This window comes from Microcoleus sp. B7-D4 (genome assembly GCF_036705125.1).
In the GTDB taxonomy this organism is placed as follows: Bacteria; Cyanobacteriota; Cyanobacteriia; order Cyanobacteriales; family Microcoleaceae; genus Microcoleus.
On record NZ_JAUBTT010000057.1, the window covers coordinates 1 to 14,641 of the forward strand.

The 14,641-nt window shown below is 45.7% G+C and carries 14 protein-coding genes; 3 read left to right on the top strand and 11 right to left on the bottom strand.

The genetic code is table 11. The features are described 5' to 3' along the window. Positions 1–264: 264 nt before the first annotated feature. The 6 genes from QUB12_RS22305 to QUB12_RS22330 all read right to left on the bottom strand — a co-directional run bounded on the left by QUB12_RS22305 (position 265) and on the right by QUB12_RS22330 (position 5,798). On the bottom strand, positions 265–933 hold the full coding sequence (locus tag QUB12_RS22305; protein ID WP_333308422.1) for a Uma2 family endonuclease: 669 nt from the start codon (positions 931–933) through the stop codon (positions 265–267). A 181-nt stretch (positions 934–1,114) separates the two neighbouring features. Beyond that, entirely contained in the window at positions 1,115–1,696 is a 582-nt protein-coding gene (locus QUB12_RS22310; RefSeq protein ID WP_333308423.1) for a Uma2 family endonuclease, read from the bottom strand. Between the two features lie 96 nt (positions 1,697–1,792). After that, the gene (locus QUB12_RS22315; RefSeq protein ID WP_333308425.1) at positions 1,793–2,569 is read right to left on the bottom strand and encodes a Uma2 family endonuclease; all 777 of its coding nucleotides are present in this window, start codon (positions 2,567–2,569) and stop codon (positions 1,793–1,795) included. 348 nt (positions 2,570–2,917) lie between these two features. Next, entirely contained in the window at positions 2,918–4,408 is a 1,491-nt protein-coding gene (locus QUB12_RS22320) for an MlaD family protein (protein ID WP_333308427.1), read from the bottom strand. Positions 4,409–4,554: 146 nt separating this feature from the next. Beyond that, entirely contained in the window at positions 4,555–4,929 is a 375-nt protein-coding gene (locus QUB12_RS22325) for a four helix bundle protein (protein ID WP_333308429.1), read from the bottom strand. Positions 4,930–5,015: 86 nt separating this feature from the next. Further along, positions 5,016–5,798, bottom strand: coding sequence for an ATP-binding cassette domain-containing protein (locus QUB12_RS22330; RefSeq protein WP_333056232.1), 783 nt, complete (start codon positions 5,796–5,798; stop codon positions 5,016–5,018). 164 nt (positions 5,799–5,962) lie between these two features. Here QUB12_RS22330 and QUB12_RS22335 point away from each other — a divergent pair, with 164 nt between their 5' ends. Both QUB12_RS22335 and tsaE read left to right on the top strand, forming a co-directional pair. After that, positions 5,963–7,363, top strand: coding sequence for a gluconeogenesis factor YvcK family protein (locus QUB12_RS22335; protein WP_333143571.1), 1,401 nt, complete (start codon positions 5,963–5,965; stop codon positions 7,361–7,363). Between the two features lie 148 nt (positions 7,364–7,511). Beyond that, positions 7,512–7,961: a tRNA (adenosine(37)-N6)-threonylcarbamoyltransferase complex ATPase subunit type 1 TsaE gene (gene tsaE / locus QUB12_RS22340; RefSeq protein ID WP_333143572.1), complete on the top strand. Its 450-nt coding sequence runs from the start codon at positions 7,512–7,514 to the stop codon at positions 7,959–7,961. Between the two features lie 80 nt (positions 7,962–8,041). Here tsaE and QUB12_RS22345 read toward each other — a convergent pair whose 3' ends face one another. Genes QUB12_RS22345 through QUB12_RS22355 form a run of 3 tightly spaced genes read right to left on the bottom strand, consistent with a single transcriptional unit; the run spans position 8,042 to position 10,093 of the window. Then, positions 8,042–8,380, bottom strand: a complete 339-nt coding sequence (locus QUB12_RS22345; RefSeq protein WP_333143573.1) for a DUF5615 family PIN-like protein — start codon at positions 8,378–8,380, stop codon at positions 8,042–8,044. Positions 8,381–8,383: 3 nt separating this feature from the next. Next, complete coding sequence (locus QUB12_RS22350; protein WP_333143574.1) at positions 8,384–8,710, bottom strand: DUF433 domain-containing protein; 327 nt, start codon at positions 8,708–8,710, stop codon at positions 8,384–8,386. A 60-nt stretch (positions 8,711–8,770) separates the two neighbouring features. After that, positions 8,771–10,093: a dihydroorotase gene (locus tag QUB12_RS22355; protein WP_333143575.1), complete on the bottom strand. Its 1,323-nt coding sequence runs from the start codon at positions 10,091–10,093 to the stop codon at positions 8,771–8,773. Between the two features lie 89 nt (positions 10,094–10,182). Between QUB12_RS22355 and lepB the strand changes: the two genes are divergently transcribed. Next, positions 10,183–10,791 carry a signal peptidase I gene (gene lepB, locus QUB12_RS22360; RefSeq protein WP_333143576.1) on the top strand — a complete coding sequence of 203 codons (609 nt, stop codon included), beginning with the start codon at positions 10,183–10,185 and terminating at the stop codon, positions 10,789–10,791. 104 nt (positions 10,792–10,895) lie between these two features. On the opposite strand, the gene QUB12_RS22365 is transcribed toward lepB, so the two are convergent. Together QUB12_RS22365 and QUB12_RS22370 are read right to left on the bottom strand one after the other, a co-directional pair. After that, positions 10,896–12,419, bottom strand: a complete 1,524-nt coding sequence (locus QUB12_RS22365) for a peptide ligase PGM1-related protein (RefSeq protein ID WP_333308431.1) — start codon at positions 12,417–12,419, stop codon at positions 10,896–10,898. 400 nt (positions 12,420–12,819) lie between these two features. Next, positions 12,820–14,436: a glycosyltransferase family 39 protein gene (locus QUB12_RS22370; RefSeq protein WP_333308433.1), complete on the bottom strand. Its 1,617-nt coding sequence runs from the start codon at positions 14,434–14,436 to the stop codon at positions 12,820–12,822. Between the last annotated feature and the right edge of the window lie 205 nt (positions 14,437–14,641).

The following is a 14,641-nucleotide window of genomic DNA, read 5'->3' on the forward strand; positions in this document are numbered from 1 at the left end:
AGGCAAGCGTCTAACTCAAAACGCATCGCCCGCAGATTGTAAGTTTTTGTCCTACAACTCGTGGCGCATTGCAAATTCAATTGTAAAGCCGTCCTAGAAGGACGGGGTTTCTACCCATTTTTCTGATGATACAGGACTTACGCATCCCCTAATCCTTGCTCATCTAATTTGCCCCGGCTGTGACAGATCGTCATTCCACTAACAATTTACTTGAGAAATAAAAGTGCGATCGAATTGGTCAAGCGCGATCGCACCCCTGCATCTTTAGCCGTTATCCTCCGGCAATTCTCCAAATTGTTCTCGATAACGCGCTAGCAAAGATTCGAGTTCAGCAGCCCGTTGCCGTTCCGCTTTTAAAGCTGAAGCCAATTCATCGGGAATCAATAATTTATCTCCATTATCTTCCCGATAAAACCCAAGAATTTTTCCCTCTATTTCTAACCGCAGTTGCAATACATCGCTGCGATTATCTCTAATTAATTGATACCCCTCTACTCCCAGTCGGTACCCCCGCAATTGTTCGGGAATCCATTCACCTCTAGGGTCAAACAACCAATATTCCTGAACTTCTAACCTTTCGTACAAGTCTTTTTTATTATTTTGATCTTCCGACTTAATACCTGGTGAGGTAATTTCAAAAATCACTTTCGGCACTTGACCTTCTTCCCAGATTTTGTAATTATCTCTGCCACCCGGTTCCACATCAAAAATCACCATCACGTCTGGTGCTACGCGGACTTTTGGGAAACCTTGAGCGTAGTATAAAAATTGGTTGGCTAAAACAGTAGCTCGACGGTCTCCGAGGTATTGTTTTAAGACTTCTAAAGTAGTTAAGATTGCGTAAACATGGTCGTAAGTTTCTGCCAATGGTTCTCCATCAGCGCTAGGGTATACGATTTCAGAAGTTTGGAGGGTGGGAACGACTGTTGTCATGGTCGTGCTTCCTGTGAGTTGTATATCTATTATAAACTTGTTTTCAGCAACTAAGTAGGTTAATTTAATTAAACGTAAAACGCTCTCGTGCTTGAGAGCCTCGCCTTCTTCAAGAAGTCGGGCTTATGGTATTATCTATTTTTGACTACACATCCGCAGCGATCGCACTTTTAAATTCCTCTTATTCCCGCAAAGCCTTGATGAATTCAGTAACAGCATCATATTGATCGAAGTAAGTTACATATCTCACTAACAAAGCAATGTCTAACTCCGGTAACAACTCGCTGCGATCGACTTTTTCGTACTCCTCCCTCAAATAATAGATACTCAGCACTCCATCTTCCCAAAACCAAACTTCGGGTATGCCCAACCGCTTGTATAGTTGAAGTTTATCGATGCCACCGCTGGTGAATACAACTTCGATCGCCAAATCGGGAATTGCCTTTTTAGTCGTCAAATTATATGATTCATCAGGCTCCTTTCTCGCCCCCAGTTCTTTACTACCCAAAGTCGGCCCGCCCTTGATATAAAACCGGATGCCCTTTTCTCTCAGGTATGCTTCTAATAAAGCCCTGATAGTACCCTTTGTCTCTTCATGTTCGGGGCTAACTGTCATAATTTCTAAAATTCCATCTAAGTAAGCAAATTTGATACCGCCGACAGACTCAAAAGCGGCTTCTAGCGATTCAAATTGCGACCAACTCACTCCTCTTAGAGTCAGGCAACTATCGGTGACAGAGTTTTTGACTGCTGTTTGTGTCATATTTTCTCCTTATCCTTTTTTTAGATTAAGCTTTTGAGAGCGCAACGGTTTTCTCAATTTTATTAACTTTTGTTCGATCGCGCGAACCCTACACCTTCAAATGCCATCAGGATCAATGCCCTGACTTCTCAAGTATGCCATTAATCGATCGGCCCTCTGGCGTTCCTCTTCGGCCCTCTGGCGTTCCTCTTCGGCCCTCTGGCGTTCCTGTTCCACCCGTTCCGCACCCCACAGCAGCAAATTGGCATTCTCATCCCACCAGCGCAACCAATAACCCGTTCTCTGAGATTTTTCACCTTCCCAAACCCCCAGAAATAAACCCATTGATTCTATCCATAATCGCTGATTAGCATCCGGTTCTTGCAATTCGTACTCTCCAGAATTCGAGAGTTTGTACACTTCCAATACTCCCGACTTAGGTTCAAAAATTACATAAATCGGTACTTGCAAAATTCGCTCATAAAACCGCCATTTTCCGTAAGGATATGTCGGTTTGTTTGAATATTCACTGCCGTCAGTATCCGATAAAAATTCCATCACTACAGCAGGTACTTCTCCCTCAGCATTGCGCGTATAACTGCGGCGAACTTCTCCTGGTTCTGCTGGCAATACCGACGGAACGTACACCCAATCAGGGGCTTTTACTACTGTTTTGCCGTTAACTTTGGCACAGAGTCCAAAATTGGAAGCTATTAGCATTGAAGCTAGGATAAATCCTGCGAGATCCAAAGCTTCTCGGAGGGCCGCGGCTAAAAGTGGTTGGTCGATGTTTTCCACAGGATCGTCTGGTAATTTAAAGTCATCTGGCAATTTTTCCCAAGTTATATTATACTGACTTTTGGTTACGTCCGGTTTCGATAATGTTTGCGTCATTGGTTTTCCTTGTTTCGATAGAAAGAGTTTTTTGTTAATAGGATTTGGACAATAACTTTAATGCCGGGGTGCGAAAGGCGCACCTTATTAACTAGCTGTAATCTGGGTGTGTATTGCGCTGGTTACTAATTAGAGTATATCGCCACTTTTGTGCAAGGGCTGTTTCATTCTCACCAAAAACATGAATTTTGTAGGGGTAGTGCTACCCCTACTCCCCGTGCCTACCCCCGACCTAGAGGATTCGATCGGCAGATCAGACCAAGAGGGCCGGCACGGGGGCACGGCCCCTACCGAGAATGAAACAGCCCTGACTTTTGTGCAAGGGCGGTTATTCAATGATACCCTGTTTTAATGGGTCTTTTCGGGAGCAACTGGTTCTACTGACCGGGCAGTTTGAGAAGGTATCACAGGCAATTTGGGCTGTTTTTGCAAGCGAGGAAATCCAGGATCTACTGATGAATCTCTGGGAGGTGTACTCGCATTTACTTTCTCAGAAAGGGGAGCTAATGTTTGAGTCACTTTAACTTGCTGTCGCAGTTGTTCTGTCGAACCCAACAAGCCTCCCAATCCGTTGAACAACCTGCGAATGTTGTTGCGGAAAGCCGGATCTCCCGTCAAATCATCCACGTCGGAAGTAATTTTCTGCACGTTCTGAAATGTAGCTCGTGCAGAATCTAGAGTTTGCTGCAATAATAGCAAATTGGCGGGATTGTTTACCTGGCTGGATAAATCTCGCAAATTACTAGAAGCTTGGGCAGCATTCGCTGATAAAACTTCTAAATTGTTCAGCAATTGTCCTTGGTTGATTCGATTAATTGTCGGACTCAAACTGCTGACAGCTACCCGCAGTTCCTGACTGCTTTGATTGATGTTATTCAGAGTTGAGACTAAACTGCCGCGGTTGGTTGCTACTAAAGAATTGACTTGGTTGGCTGTCAATGTAATTTGATTGGCTGCTTGAGTTACTGAATTAGCAGAATTAATCGCAGCTGCAGATACGGCTTTTGTGGAAGTGTCCGCCGTAGCTGCTACTTTAGAAACATCAGCGGCAACTCCTGATATTTCCGTCTTGAGCGATTGATTTAAGGTGCTTGCTTCCCCCTTTAATGATTGATTTAAGGTGCTTGCTTCCCCCTTTAATGATTGATTTAAACTTGCTATTTCGGTTTTTAATGATTGATTTAAGCTGCCCAGGTCTCCCCTTACAGATTGATTCAAGTTTTTTATTTCCGCTTGGGAAGTCTTAGTTAAATTCGATAAATCTTGAGTGAGTTTAGCTGCACCTTTAGCTGTGTTTGCTGTATTCTCTGCCAGAGATTTAATATTGTTAAACAGCGCGGGGTCAGTGTATAAATTAGCTAGGCGGACTGTGGATTTAATTAGTTCGTCGATAGTGACTCCAGCTTGACCTTTTAAGCGCGAATTTTGGCAGATAATCTCCGGGGGACAGTCGGCACTAACGGGATTGGCGGTAAGTAATGATTCTGGCAAAATCGAGTTGGGGGTAATGTCGATCGACGATTCGCCAATTAAACCCGATTTATTCGCTTCGATCGTAACATCCCTGGGAATCACTAAAGTACCGGGGGCAATCTCCAGCGTCACGTCTACGCCGTTGGAACCCGGTTGGAGGGCGGTAATTTTACCGACTGCAACCCCACGATACCTGATGGGCGTGCCTATTTGCATTCCTTGGGCGCTGCCAAATTCTACGGCGAATTTGTAGCTGCGGTTCCCTAGCTGCACGCCCCGCAGCCAGAGCACTAAGCCGCCAAATAAACCGATTCCTACTAAAATTAAGAACCCGACAGAACCTTCTCTTACAGTTCGCGATTGCATATTACCTCCTTTGGCAGTTGATAGTTGGCAGTTGGCAGTTGGCAGTTGGCAGTTGATAGTTGGCAGTTGACAGTTGGCAGTTGGCAGTTGATAGTTGGCAGTTGATAGTTGATAGTTGGCAGTTGGCAGTTGGCAGTTGGCAGTTGTTAATTTTTGTCTGATGTGTTGCCTATAGATTTTAGATAGGCGTTTAGCCTTGGCGAGAGTTCGTCAATAATTGGCTTGAGTGTTTCTACTTGCGTACTTGTTAGTAGTTGCCTAGTATAAGCCCGTCTCAACCAGTGCTTTGTTTCATATAAAGAACCTCTGGCAATCTTGATAAATCGCCGATGATCCTGATAGCTACCTCGACCATCTCCTTCAGCAATATTAGCACCAATACTATCAGCCGATCGAATAATTTGCTTGCCGACAGTATCTTTTGCTAATGCGTCCCATTTTATAACAATATTCCAAATTTCATCAGCGAATTTTTCAGCTAATTTATAAACATCTAACTTCTGAAAGTTTGTTTGTGACATATACTATCTCCCAACAAGACAAACAATTGACCACGACCAACTGACAACGGCCAACTGACAACTGACAACTGACAATTGACAATTGACTATCCAAGCGCTTGAATTGGCCCAGTAACACTGCCGCTAAAAAATTGTCGGATAAGTAAATTATCTGTCGATGCAATGTCATTGACAGTTCCCTCCCACTGCACTTTGCCTCGATAGAGAAATACGATGCGATCGGCAGTGCGGCGGATGGTACTGTCTTGGTGAGTGACGATCGCATAAGTGCTGCAAACACCTTGGGCAGCCTGCAAGTCGCGGATTAAATCTTCAATTACCGTCGAAGCGATCGGATCTAAACCCGCCGTCGGTTCGTCGTACAGCAAAACCTCTGGATTATCCCTGTCATTATCAGGATTCGCCATGATAGCGCGGGCAAAACTTACCCGCTTCCTCATTCCCCCAGACAACTGCGCCGGATAGCGTTCGCCAATTCGCGGCAAACCCACCATCTCCAACTTTTCCTCCACCAATTCCCGAATGCGGCGGCGCGGCAGCTTAGAATGCTGGTAAAGTAAAAAACCGACATTCTCCTCCACCGTCAGCGAATCAAACAAAGCCGCTTGCTGAAACACCATCCCAATTCCGATCGGATCTGCCACGTCGTCCACCCATCCCACCCTGCGCTGTCCCTGAACAAAAACCTCACCGGCATCCGGGGCCAACAAACCCGCAATTATCCGCAAAATAGTAGATTTGCCCGTCCCCGAAGGGCCAATAATTGCCAGGGCCTCTCCCCGATAAATCCTCAGATCGACTCGATCGAGGATCTGGTTCTGGCCGAAGGACTTACTTACCCCCTTGAGTTCGATTAGTGGCTCAGCCATAGCATGTTATCAATAAGTTATCAGTCCTCAGTCATCAGTCTACCTAATGACTCATGACTCATGACTAATCACTAATTACTTAAATTGACTGCCAGAATCAAAACTCTCTTGTATTGTAAATTTGTCAGATCGAGCTGTTCCAATACCCTTAAGACTAATTAACCATGTCAATTAGTTCACTTCCTAAAGCCCTCCGTGTCTTGGCTAAAGCCAAGCAGGTTTTTGCCCAATCCAGAAATCCTTACCCCCCTTCTTTGCGGAACGGGCGAGTTCACCAGTGGTTTAAGTGGTTAGCCCCCGGACTGTTAGTGAAACGGTGGCTGCTGATTAGTGCCAGCGGCGTGGTACTTGCCACTTTGGGTTTAGCGATTTGGACTGGGATGACTCCCATTTTCTTCTTATTGCAATTATTGAGAAATTTTTTGGCGTGGATTGCGGAAGTTATTCCCAATTACGTGTCGGGCCCGATCGTGATTGCTGGCGGGATTTTATTAATTCTGTGGGGACAAACTCGCAGTTTGAACTCTATTACCCAAGTGCTGATGCCCGAAGGGAATGAGGAACTGGTCGATCGACTCCTCAACCACCGCCGCTTGCACCGCGGCCCGAAAATTGTGGCAATTGGGGGCGGTACCGGTCTTTCTAATTTGCTCAGGGGATTGAAGGACTACAGCGCCAAAATCACTGCTATTGTCACGGTGGCGGATGATGGGGGGTCTTCCGGGCGGCTGCGACGGGAAATTGGGGTATTGCCGCCGGGAGACATTCGCAATTGTTTGGCTGCTTTGGCAGATGAGGAAAAGTTATTGACTGAGTTATTTCAATATCGTTTCCGGGCTGGTGACGGTTTGGTGGGTCACAGTTTTGGGAATTTGTTTTTGACGGCGATGAGCGATATTGCTGGAGATTTGGAACAGGCGATCGCCGCGAGTTCTAAAGTTTTAGCAGTGAGGGGAGAGGTGCTGCCGGCTACTCTGAGCGACGTTTCTTTGTGGGCAGAACTGGCTGACGGCCGCAGGATTGAGGGGGAGTCCAGTATTACAAAAGCTAACGGCCAAATCATCAAAATTGGCTGCACTCCTGCTAATCCTCCGGCGTTGCCCAAGGTAGCCCAAGCACTTCGGGAAGCGGATTTTATCATTATTGGGCCGGGGAGTCTTTATACGAGTGTCATTCCGAATTTGTTGGTGCCGGAAATTGCTGATGCGATCGCCAACAGCGAAGTTCCGCGCATTTATGTTTGCAATATTATGACTCAGCCGGGGGAAACCGACGGATACAGTGTTGCAGACCACATTCGGGCGATCGACCGCGCTTGCGGCAGGCCGCTGTTCGATGCTGTAGTAGTTCAAGGAAAAGTCCCTTCTGCAAAGGCTTTGATTCGCTATTCTCAGGAGGATTCTTATCCGGTTGTACTCGATCGAGAAGCCGTAACGCAATTGGGGCGGCGAATTGTCATCGCAAATGTCATGGATGAAGATAAAAATACGGGTTTAATTCGCCACAATTCGCAAAGGTTGGCGGGGATGTTGCTGCGTTGGTACGGCCGCGCGCAAAACATTTAAGCTGCTGACAGTTGACAGTTGACAGTTGACAGTTGACAGTTGACAGTTGACTGTTCACTCATGTTATTGGCTATTGGTTATTGGCCGATCCAAACGAGTAACAAATAACAAATAACAAATGACTAATAACAGATAACAAATAACTAAAATGATACTTTCTCTTCCAGATGCTGAAGCTACGCGCAAGTTTGGTTTTGCGTTAGGTCGATCGCTCCCCCCCGGCACTGTAATCTTATTACAAGGAGATTTAGGTGCAGGCAAAACTACCTTGGTTCAAGGTATCGCTGAAGGTTTAGGAATCTCCGACTCGATCGAAAGTCCTACTTTTACGCTGATTAACGAGTATTTTGGAGGACGAATTCCGCTGTATCATCTAGATTTGTATCGACTAGAACCCCAAGAAGCCGAGGCTTTGCACTTAGAAAGTTATTGGGACGGATTAGAAAGGGATTTGGGAATTGTGGCGATCGAATGGGCGGAAAGATTGCAGTACAAACCAGAAAATTATTTGCAAATTTCTTTGAGTTATCTAGATAACGGGCGGCAAATTGAAGTAATTGGTAATGGCGAGTTATTGGATGGGCAATGGGAAAAGTGAGACAGGGCGATCGAATTTAGATGTTGCACCATTCTCACTCAGCCTGTTAAGAGAGAATGGTGTAACATCTCAGCGCGTACTTACTGCGGACGGTTGACACGAATCAATTTGCCTCTCAAACTTTCTTCACCAGCAATAGCATCATTGATGCGTGTTGCCAACATTTCTACATTCCGATTTTTGGTACAAACAATAATACCAGAGTGGTCTGGCTGTCGGTTGTGCAGCCCGATAAAATCAAACCGATTTAATGTCAAAACAGCTCTATCTTTGCTTATAGCAAATGCTAGCACCTCTGGATCTGGAATCCCAAGTCCTGCTTTTCCTGCTTCCTGAACAGTCAGGATATTGTGACCAAAAGCGCGCAGCAATTGCACAACGGGCAAAGGAAATTGTTCGTCTGCATACAAATTCAGCATGACTCAGGCTTCCTCATTCTTGCAGATTGCTTCTTCGATTTCCTCCAGATGTGCATCAGCATAAGTCCAAACATTGACTAGATCTGCCGCGCGGAGATGGGGATAAAATTGTAGAAGTTCAGCATCGCTTGAACCTTCACGGCGAAAACTTTCAAGCAGCCAAACTGGGATGCGAGTTTTGGCAATGCAAGCATCGCCGCCACACACGTCGGGAGTTTTGGTAATTCCTGGCCAGCTATTGTTTAAACTTTGGGTTAAAAGCCGTATGGCTTCAGCTTTCTCAGTCGGAGTTAAGGCCAGGAGTTGTGTTTCTAGTTCTTCGAGAAGCATGGGTAAAATCGCCTTTGCGAGCGGGAATACCCAATTATAACATTTGAGTTAAATTCATGCTTACTCAGCGTCAAATGTCAAGGCTTCTCCCCTCACATTTGTATCCAATTTACCATTTTCAAAAACAACTTTTCCTCCAACAACAGTCACAACTGGCCATCCAGTCAAATTCCATCCTTCAAAGGAACTCCAGCCGCACTTACTCGCCATCTCTGCGCCGACTACCGGGCGGTATTTCTCCAAATCAACTAAGACTAAATCTGCATCAAAACCCGGTGCAATTTGCCCTTTTTTCGGAATCTTATAAGCCTTAGCAACTGCCGCCGACATCCAATTAGCAACTTGTGCCACTGTACATCTTCCCTCTACTGCTTGGGTCAGCATCAAAGGCAAAGAAGTTTCGACACCGGGCATTCCAGACGGCGTATTCGGATAATCTTGAGCTTTTTCTGCTAATGTATGTGGCGCATGGTCGGTGGCGATAAAATCAATTACGCCGTCTAGTAAAGCTTGCCAAAGTATTTCGTTATCGCGGGGCTCGCGCAAAGGCGGATTCATCTGAGCTAAACTGCCAATTTTTTGATAGGCGCTGGTATTTAACAACAAATGCTGCGGCGTTACTTCTGCCGTTACCCAACTCGGTTTTTCCTGGCGCAAAAACTCAGCTTCTTCTCCTGTCGATAGGTGCAGAATATGCAGTCGGCGCTGATATTTATTAGAAAGTTTTACTGCTAGTTGAGTTGCCAATAAAGCTGCTTGATTGTCTTGAATTTGCGAGTGAACTGCAATATCGGTAATACCAGCAAATTCTTGACGACGCTGGTTGATTCTAGCTTGGTCTTCTGCGTGTACCGCAATTAGTCGATCGCCCTTCGCAAAAATTACCTCTAAATTTGCTGCATCATCCATCAATAAGTCCCCGTGCATCGAACCCATAAACACCTTAATTCCCGGAGTCGGATTGGCATCCAACAAATCGGGTAAAATCTCAGGAGTAGCCCCAATAAAAAAGCCGTAATTGACCAAACACTTCTCGGCAGCGCGACTTAGTTTATCATCTAAGGCAGCTTGGGTTGTGGTCAGAGGTCGCGTATTCGGCATTTCCAGAAACGATGTCACGCCGCCTTTAGCGCAAGCACAGCTAGCGGTAAATAAGTCTTCCTTGTGTTCTAAACCCGGTTCCCGGAAGTGTACCTGGGGATCAATTACTCCGGGCAACAGAGTTAAGCCTTTCGCATCTATTTCTCGATCGCCAGATTCGACAATTTCCGCAGCAACTTGGACAATTTTGCGATCGCAGATTTGCACATCTCCTACCAAAAACTCACCGTTGGGCAAAAGAATGCGAGCGCGACGGATTAACAAACTTGATTGGGTAGTCATAAGATATCCTTAATTCAGTAAACAGCGTGCTAGCATGGAAGCATTATTAAGTTTATAATTCGTATCCAGCTCAGTCACTACAATACCCTATGACTCGTCTAGACAAGTCAGCCGACGAAAAACCTCCGCAAGACACCGAAAATCCTTGGATCGAAGGAATTAAGACGATCGGCTTAGCAGCATTTTTAGCCTTTGGTATCCGCACCCTGGTTGCCGAAGCACGCTACATTCCGACCGGCTCGATGCTCCCAACCTTGCAAATTAACGATCGATTAATCATAGATAAGGTAAGCTATCGATTCCAAGAGCCCCAGCGAGGAGATATTATCGTATTTATGCCTCCTGACCAGGCTAGTTTGTGCACGGGACAGCCACCACCGATCAAAGATGCCTATATCAAGCGAGTGATCGGACTGCCGGGGGACAGTGTGGAAGTCAGAGAGGGAAAAGTTTTTATTAACAAGCAGCCGCTACAGGAAAAATATATTGAAGAAATTCCGCAGTATCCCTACGGGCCTGTAGTTGTAGCTCAAAATTCTTACTTGGTGCTCGGCGACAACCGCAACGCAAGCTGTGACAGTCATTACTGGGGCTTTGTACCCAAGCAAAATATCATCGGTAGGGCAATTGTGCGTTTTTGGCCACTCAACCGCACAGGGTCGATCGACCCCACGCCCCTTTATCCCGCTAAAAATTAGCTACAACCCGCAACCCGCAGATTAAAATCTGCGGTTGTCAGTTTAAAGTACCAATTACTTATTAGCCATTTTCCACGACCAAATAATTAATGGTTAAATGAGATTTAGTATGAGGTTTCGCGATCGAGAACTTTCACAACTTTGTTATACCTCTCCTCAGCTTCTTGCTGCGAATTGCCGATACTCGTCACTCCCAATTTGCCAAACTCCGACAAACAACCCATTAAATGAAACACACTGCCCGTCTCAGTACCGCTGTCAAAGTGCAGTTGATTGTCAGCAATAATATCCATCAAATCGTTCGGTAATAATCCCCGATAGCGCTCTTTTTTCAAATTGTCCGAAGCGACATAATATTTCGGACGGCCCTGCTGGCTGTAAAATAATCCGGTAGTACGATCGTACCGACCGTTTGTTAACAGCTTCAAAGCCATAAACGGATGAGTTGTGCCTCCTTTACGTAAGTTAATTTCTATTGCTTGAAGCTCCCATTTCCCATCGGATTGCTTTACAGCGAGAAAATCTACTCCAAATCTCTCTAAAGCCCCTTTTTTAGCTAAGTTTTGCCCTACTTTCCATCCCAATTCCTGCAACGCTATTCGATAAGATTCGTCGGCAGGAAATCGGCAACCTAAGAAAATTTGACCGTCTGGGCCTCCTAAAATTTGGTCGTGGGTTGAGAGAATTTCTACTTCGCCGCTGGGGACAATTCTGCCTTGAACGCTGGGCGAGAACTTTTCTTCTCCTTCGATAAATGCTTCGGCAATTGCCCCTAATTCGGGAATGCGGCTGCTAAAATTTTCCCAGGTTTCGCCCGTTGCTTGAAAGCGCAAATTATGGAAGCTATCGCCAATTGCCTTCGCTCTTTCTGTAGGCGCTTTACCTGCGAGGGACTTCAGATCTAAAATTGCATTCCCTTCCCCCGAAAAACCTTCATTTAACTTAATTACGATCCGCTGCAAATGTGGCTGCCGTTCCCACAACGCGCCCGCAGCTTCCGCTAAATCTTCCGCATTAAAAACCAACTCAGAACCGTCAGGATAAGGCACGCCACATTCTTTAAAAATTTGCCTGCTGCCGCTTTTTGTTCCCCAGTATAACAGATCGGGATCGCTGGCCCACAAAGGAATCCCCAATTTAACAGATAACTCGCGTTCTAAGGGCGTCGAGTTATAACAAACCATATAAGATTTTGTCGGCCGCACTGCTTGACGAATGCGCTCCATCAAGCGGGGACGGTCTAAAATTTTCTGGGTGAGGGATTTGGCGGATGCATCGTAAGCACTGAACAGCAAAAGCCGATCGCGCGCGTGAGAAAATGGAATTCCCGGCAGCAATTGCAGGTAATAATCCACAATCATCGGGTGCAATGGCTCCGAGGTAATGTAAATTAAGCGCGTGCGGGGATTTCGCAGGCGAATCAATGAAAATAAATGCCGCTCTTCGTAGTGGTAAACACCCTCAACTTTCTGCATTTCTTGCTGATCTAAGCTGACAGAAGGAATGATAATAATGTCACAATCTCCGCTGTCGAATTCTTCTATCGCTCGCCAACGTTCGCGTAATTCTGCCTGAAGATTGCGAAACTTCTGGGCGGATTCGGAAGATGAATTATTTAACTCTTGCATTGTGTTTAATCCTAAGTATTCAAATAATTATTGCTGATCGTGTCGGGTGTGTCAGCCCAGATAAGTAGGGACACTGCACCGTGTCCATAGGTGTCAACTTAACGTCAAACCCAGCCAGAGAATGCTGTTTGACCATTAAATCTAGATCCCCCCTAGCCCCCCTTCTTAAGAGGGGAACCGGAAATGGATCAAAGTCAACCCCTACTCCCCAACAATCAGGGGGATTTAGGGGGATCTATACTTAGCGTAAAAACGAGATTTCTCAGGGCTTTCAGCTTTAAGTTGACACTCCTTGAGCAATGCCCTATCCCTACAGCGTCGGAGACGGCACGGTGCGGTATCCCTACAAATGCTCGCGTACAATCTATCTGTATCGCTATCACTACTTTTGGGAATTGGTTTAAGAAGCTCGCCGCACTCGAAAAAGTCTGGCATATTCCAATATCGGCTCTAGGCGGCGTTGATTTTGCTTGAGTGCCGAGATCAATTTTTCCGAAGGGCGGAACACCAGGGGAGCCGAATATTTGTTCAGCATCTCGATTTCTGGCGACTGGCTCAGCAGCATCAACCGCACGTCTTTGTCGAGCAAATAACTCAGAGACAGCAAATCTCCCATGTTCGTAAAATCGTTGCCGCGATCGCTAATTACAATTGTATCTTTAATCGATCGATTAGCTATCGCCTCTTTGTTAATAATTTTCGCAACTTCAGCATTAAAATAGCTCAAGTCTTTGCTCCACCAAGTATCAGAAAAAGCGCTGACAGTACAGGATGCTACACTTGCTGTAAATACCAGCGCTAAAATGACTTGCCAAAACCGCTGCTGAGTTTTCACGTTACTTGCGAGCAAGTAAGCAACTGCTAGCTGCACTCCCGGAAAGCAGGAAATCAGATAGCGGCTGACGGCCGAACGTTTGCCGCCTAGGATTAGATCCGGTAACGCCAAGATCAAAAAAGGTACAAAAATTGATGTTAAAATAAACAGCCAAGTTGAACTGCTAGTCCGGTGGCAGATTTGGTAAATGGCTGCCGCAATTAACAGCAAAAATGGCAATCTCAGCAGATAAGTCCAAATATTATCAAAGCCTAAGTCGAAGTCAAAAAATAATGCTGTAAAGCTGAGCGTCCACAATTTAACAAGATACAGCAAACCAGGAGATACTCGCGTCCAATCTGTCGTAGCTGATGCTCGTCCCAGGTTAGTCGCCAGCACGTAAATCCACGGCAGATACAATATTAAACCTGCTGTTACTGCTAAGAAAAATTGGGAATTAGTTACATGACCTCGCAATTTTGTTTTTTTGACAAACAACCAGTAATAAATTATAAAAACTCCGTGTCCAATGAGTGTTAAACTGAAGAAAGGGTGAGTGTAGAAACCAAGGGCGATCGCCAGCGAGTAAAATACCCAATTTTGCCAACCTCGCAACCGCACTGCTCTCAGCAGCAGCCAACTGCTGCCAATAACTGTGGCTGTCAGCAAACTGTACTGCCTTGCTGTCTGAGCAAACAATATGTCAAAGGGTGATAAAGCCAAAAGTGCTGTTGCTAATAACGCCGCCAAATTCGAGGCGAAAAGTTCCTGAGCTAAAGCGTACATCAAAGGCAGCGACAGCAAACTCAATATTGCTGGCAAAGTGCGGGATGCTGTTAGAGAACTGCCAAATTCCTGCATCCACCAACGAGCCATGAGAAAGTATAAAGGCGGATGCTGCGGGTCTTCTAGTGCTAAAGAACGAATTGTGTCTGCTTCTGTAGTTCCCGGTTTAATCCGCTGATATTTTTGCAATTGTGGTGCGGGAACAATCCGGTTTTGGAATAGTTCGTCGTCGATTTCTTGGCGGGTGAAACCAGCGGCGCGGATTGATGTGTAGGCTTCGTCGTGCCAGTACAGTTTGCGATCGATTTCAAAGAACCGAAATCCGATACCTAGTAAAATGCCGATCGCCAATAAGTTAATCAACCAGCCGGAATTTTTGCTATTGACAGATGTGTCTTGATGTGTTGTAGATGCCATGCTTGTCCTAATTGTGGCGATTACTTGTTACCAGGAAGAGCCTGGTAACACAGATCCGGAGGCTCTGCCTCCAATTTTAATGTAAGCTTTTCGAGGCAGAGCCTCGCTTACATCGGTTCCCAGACAGAGCCTGGGAAGCAGTTAAATATCTTCTACATCTTGGGCATTCTGAAGGCGGGAGCAGGCTGAACCACCCCAAAATCAA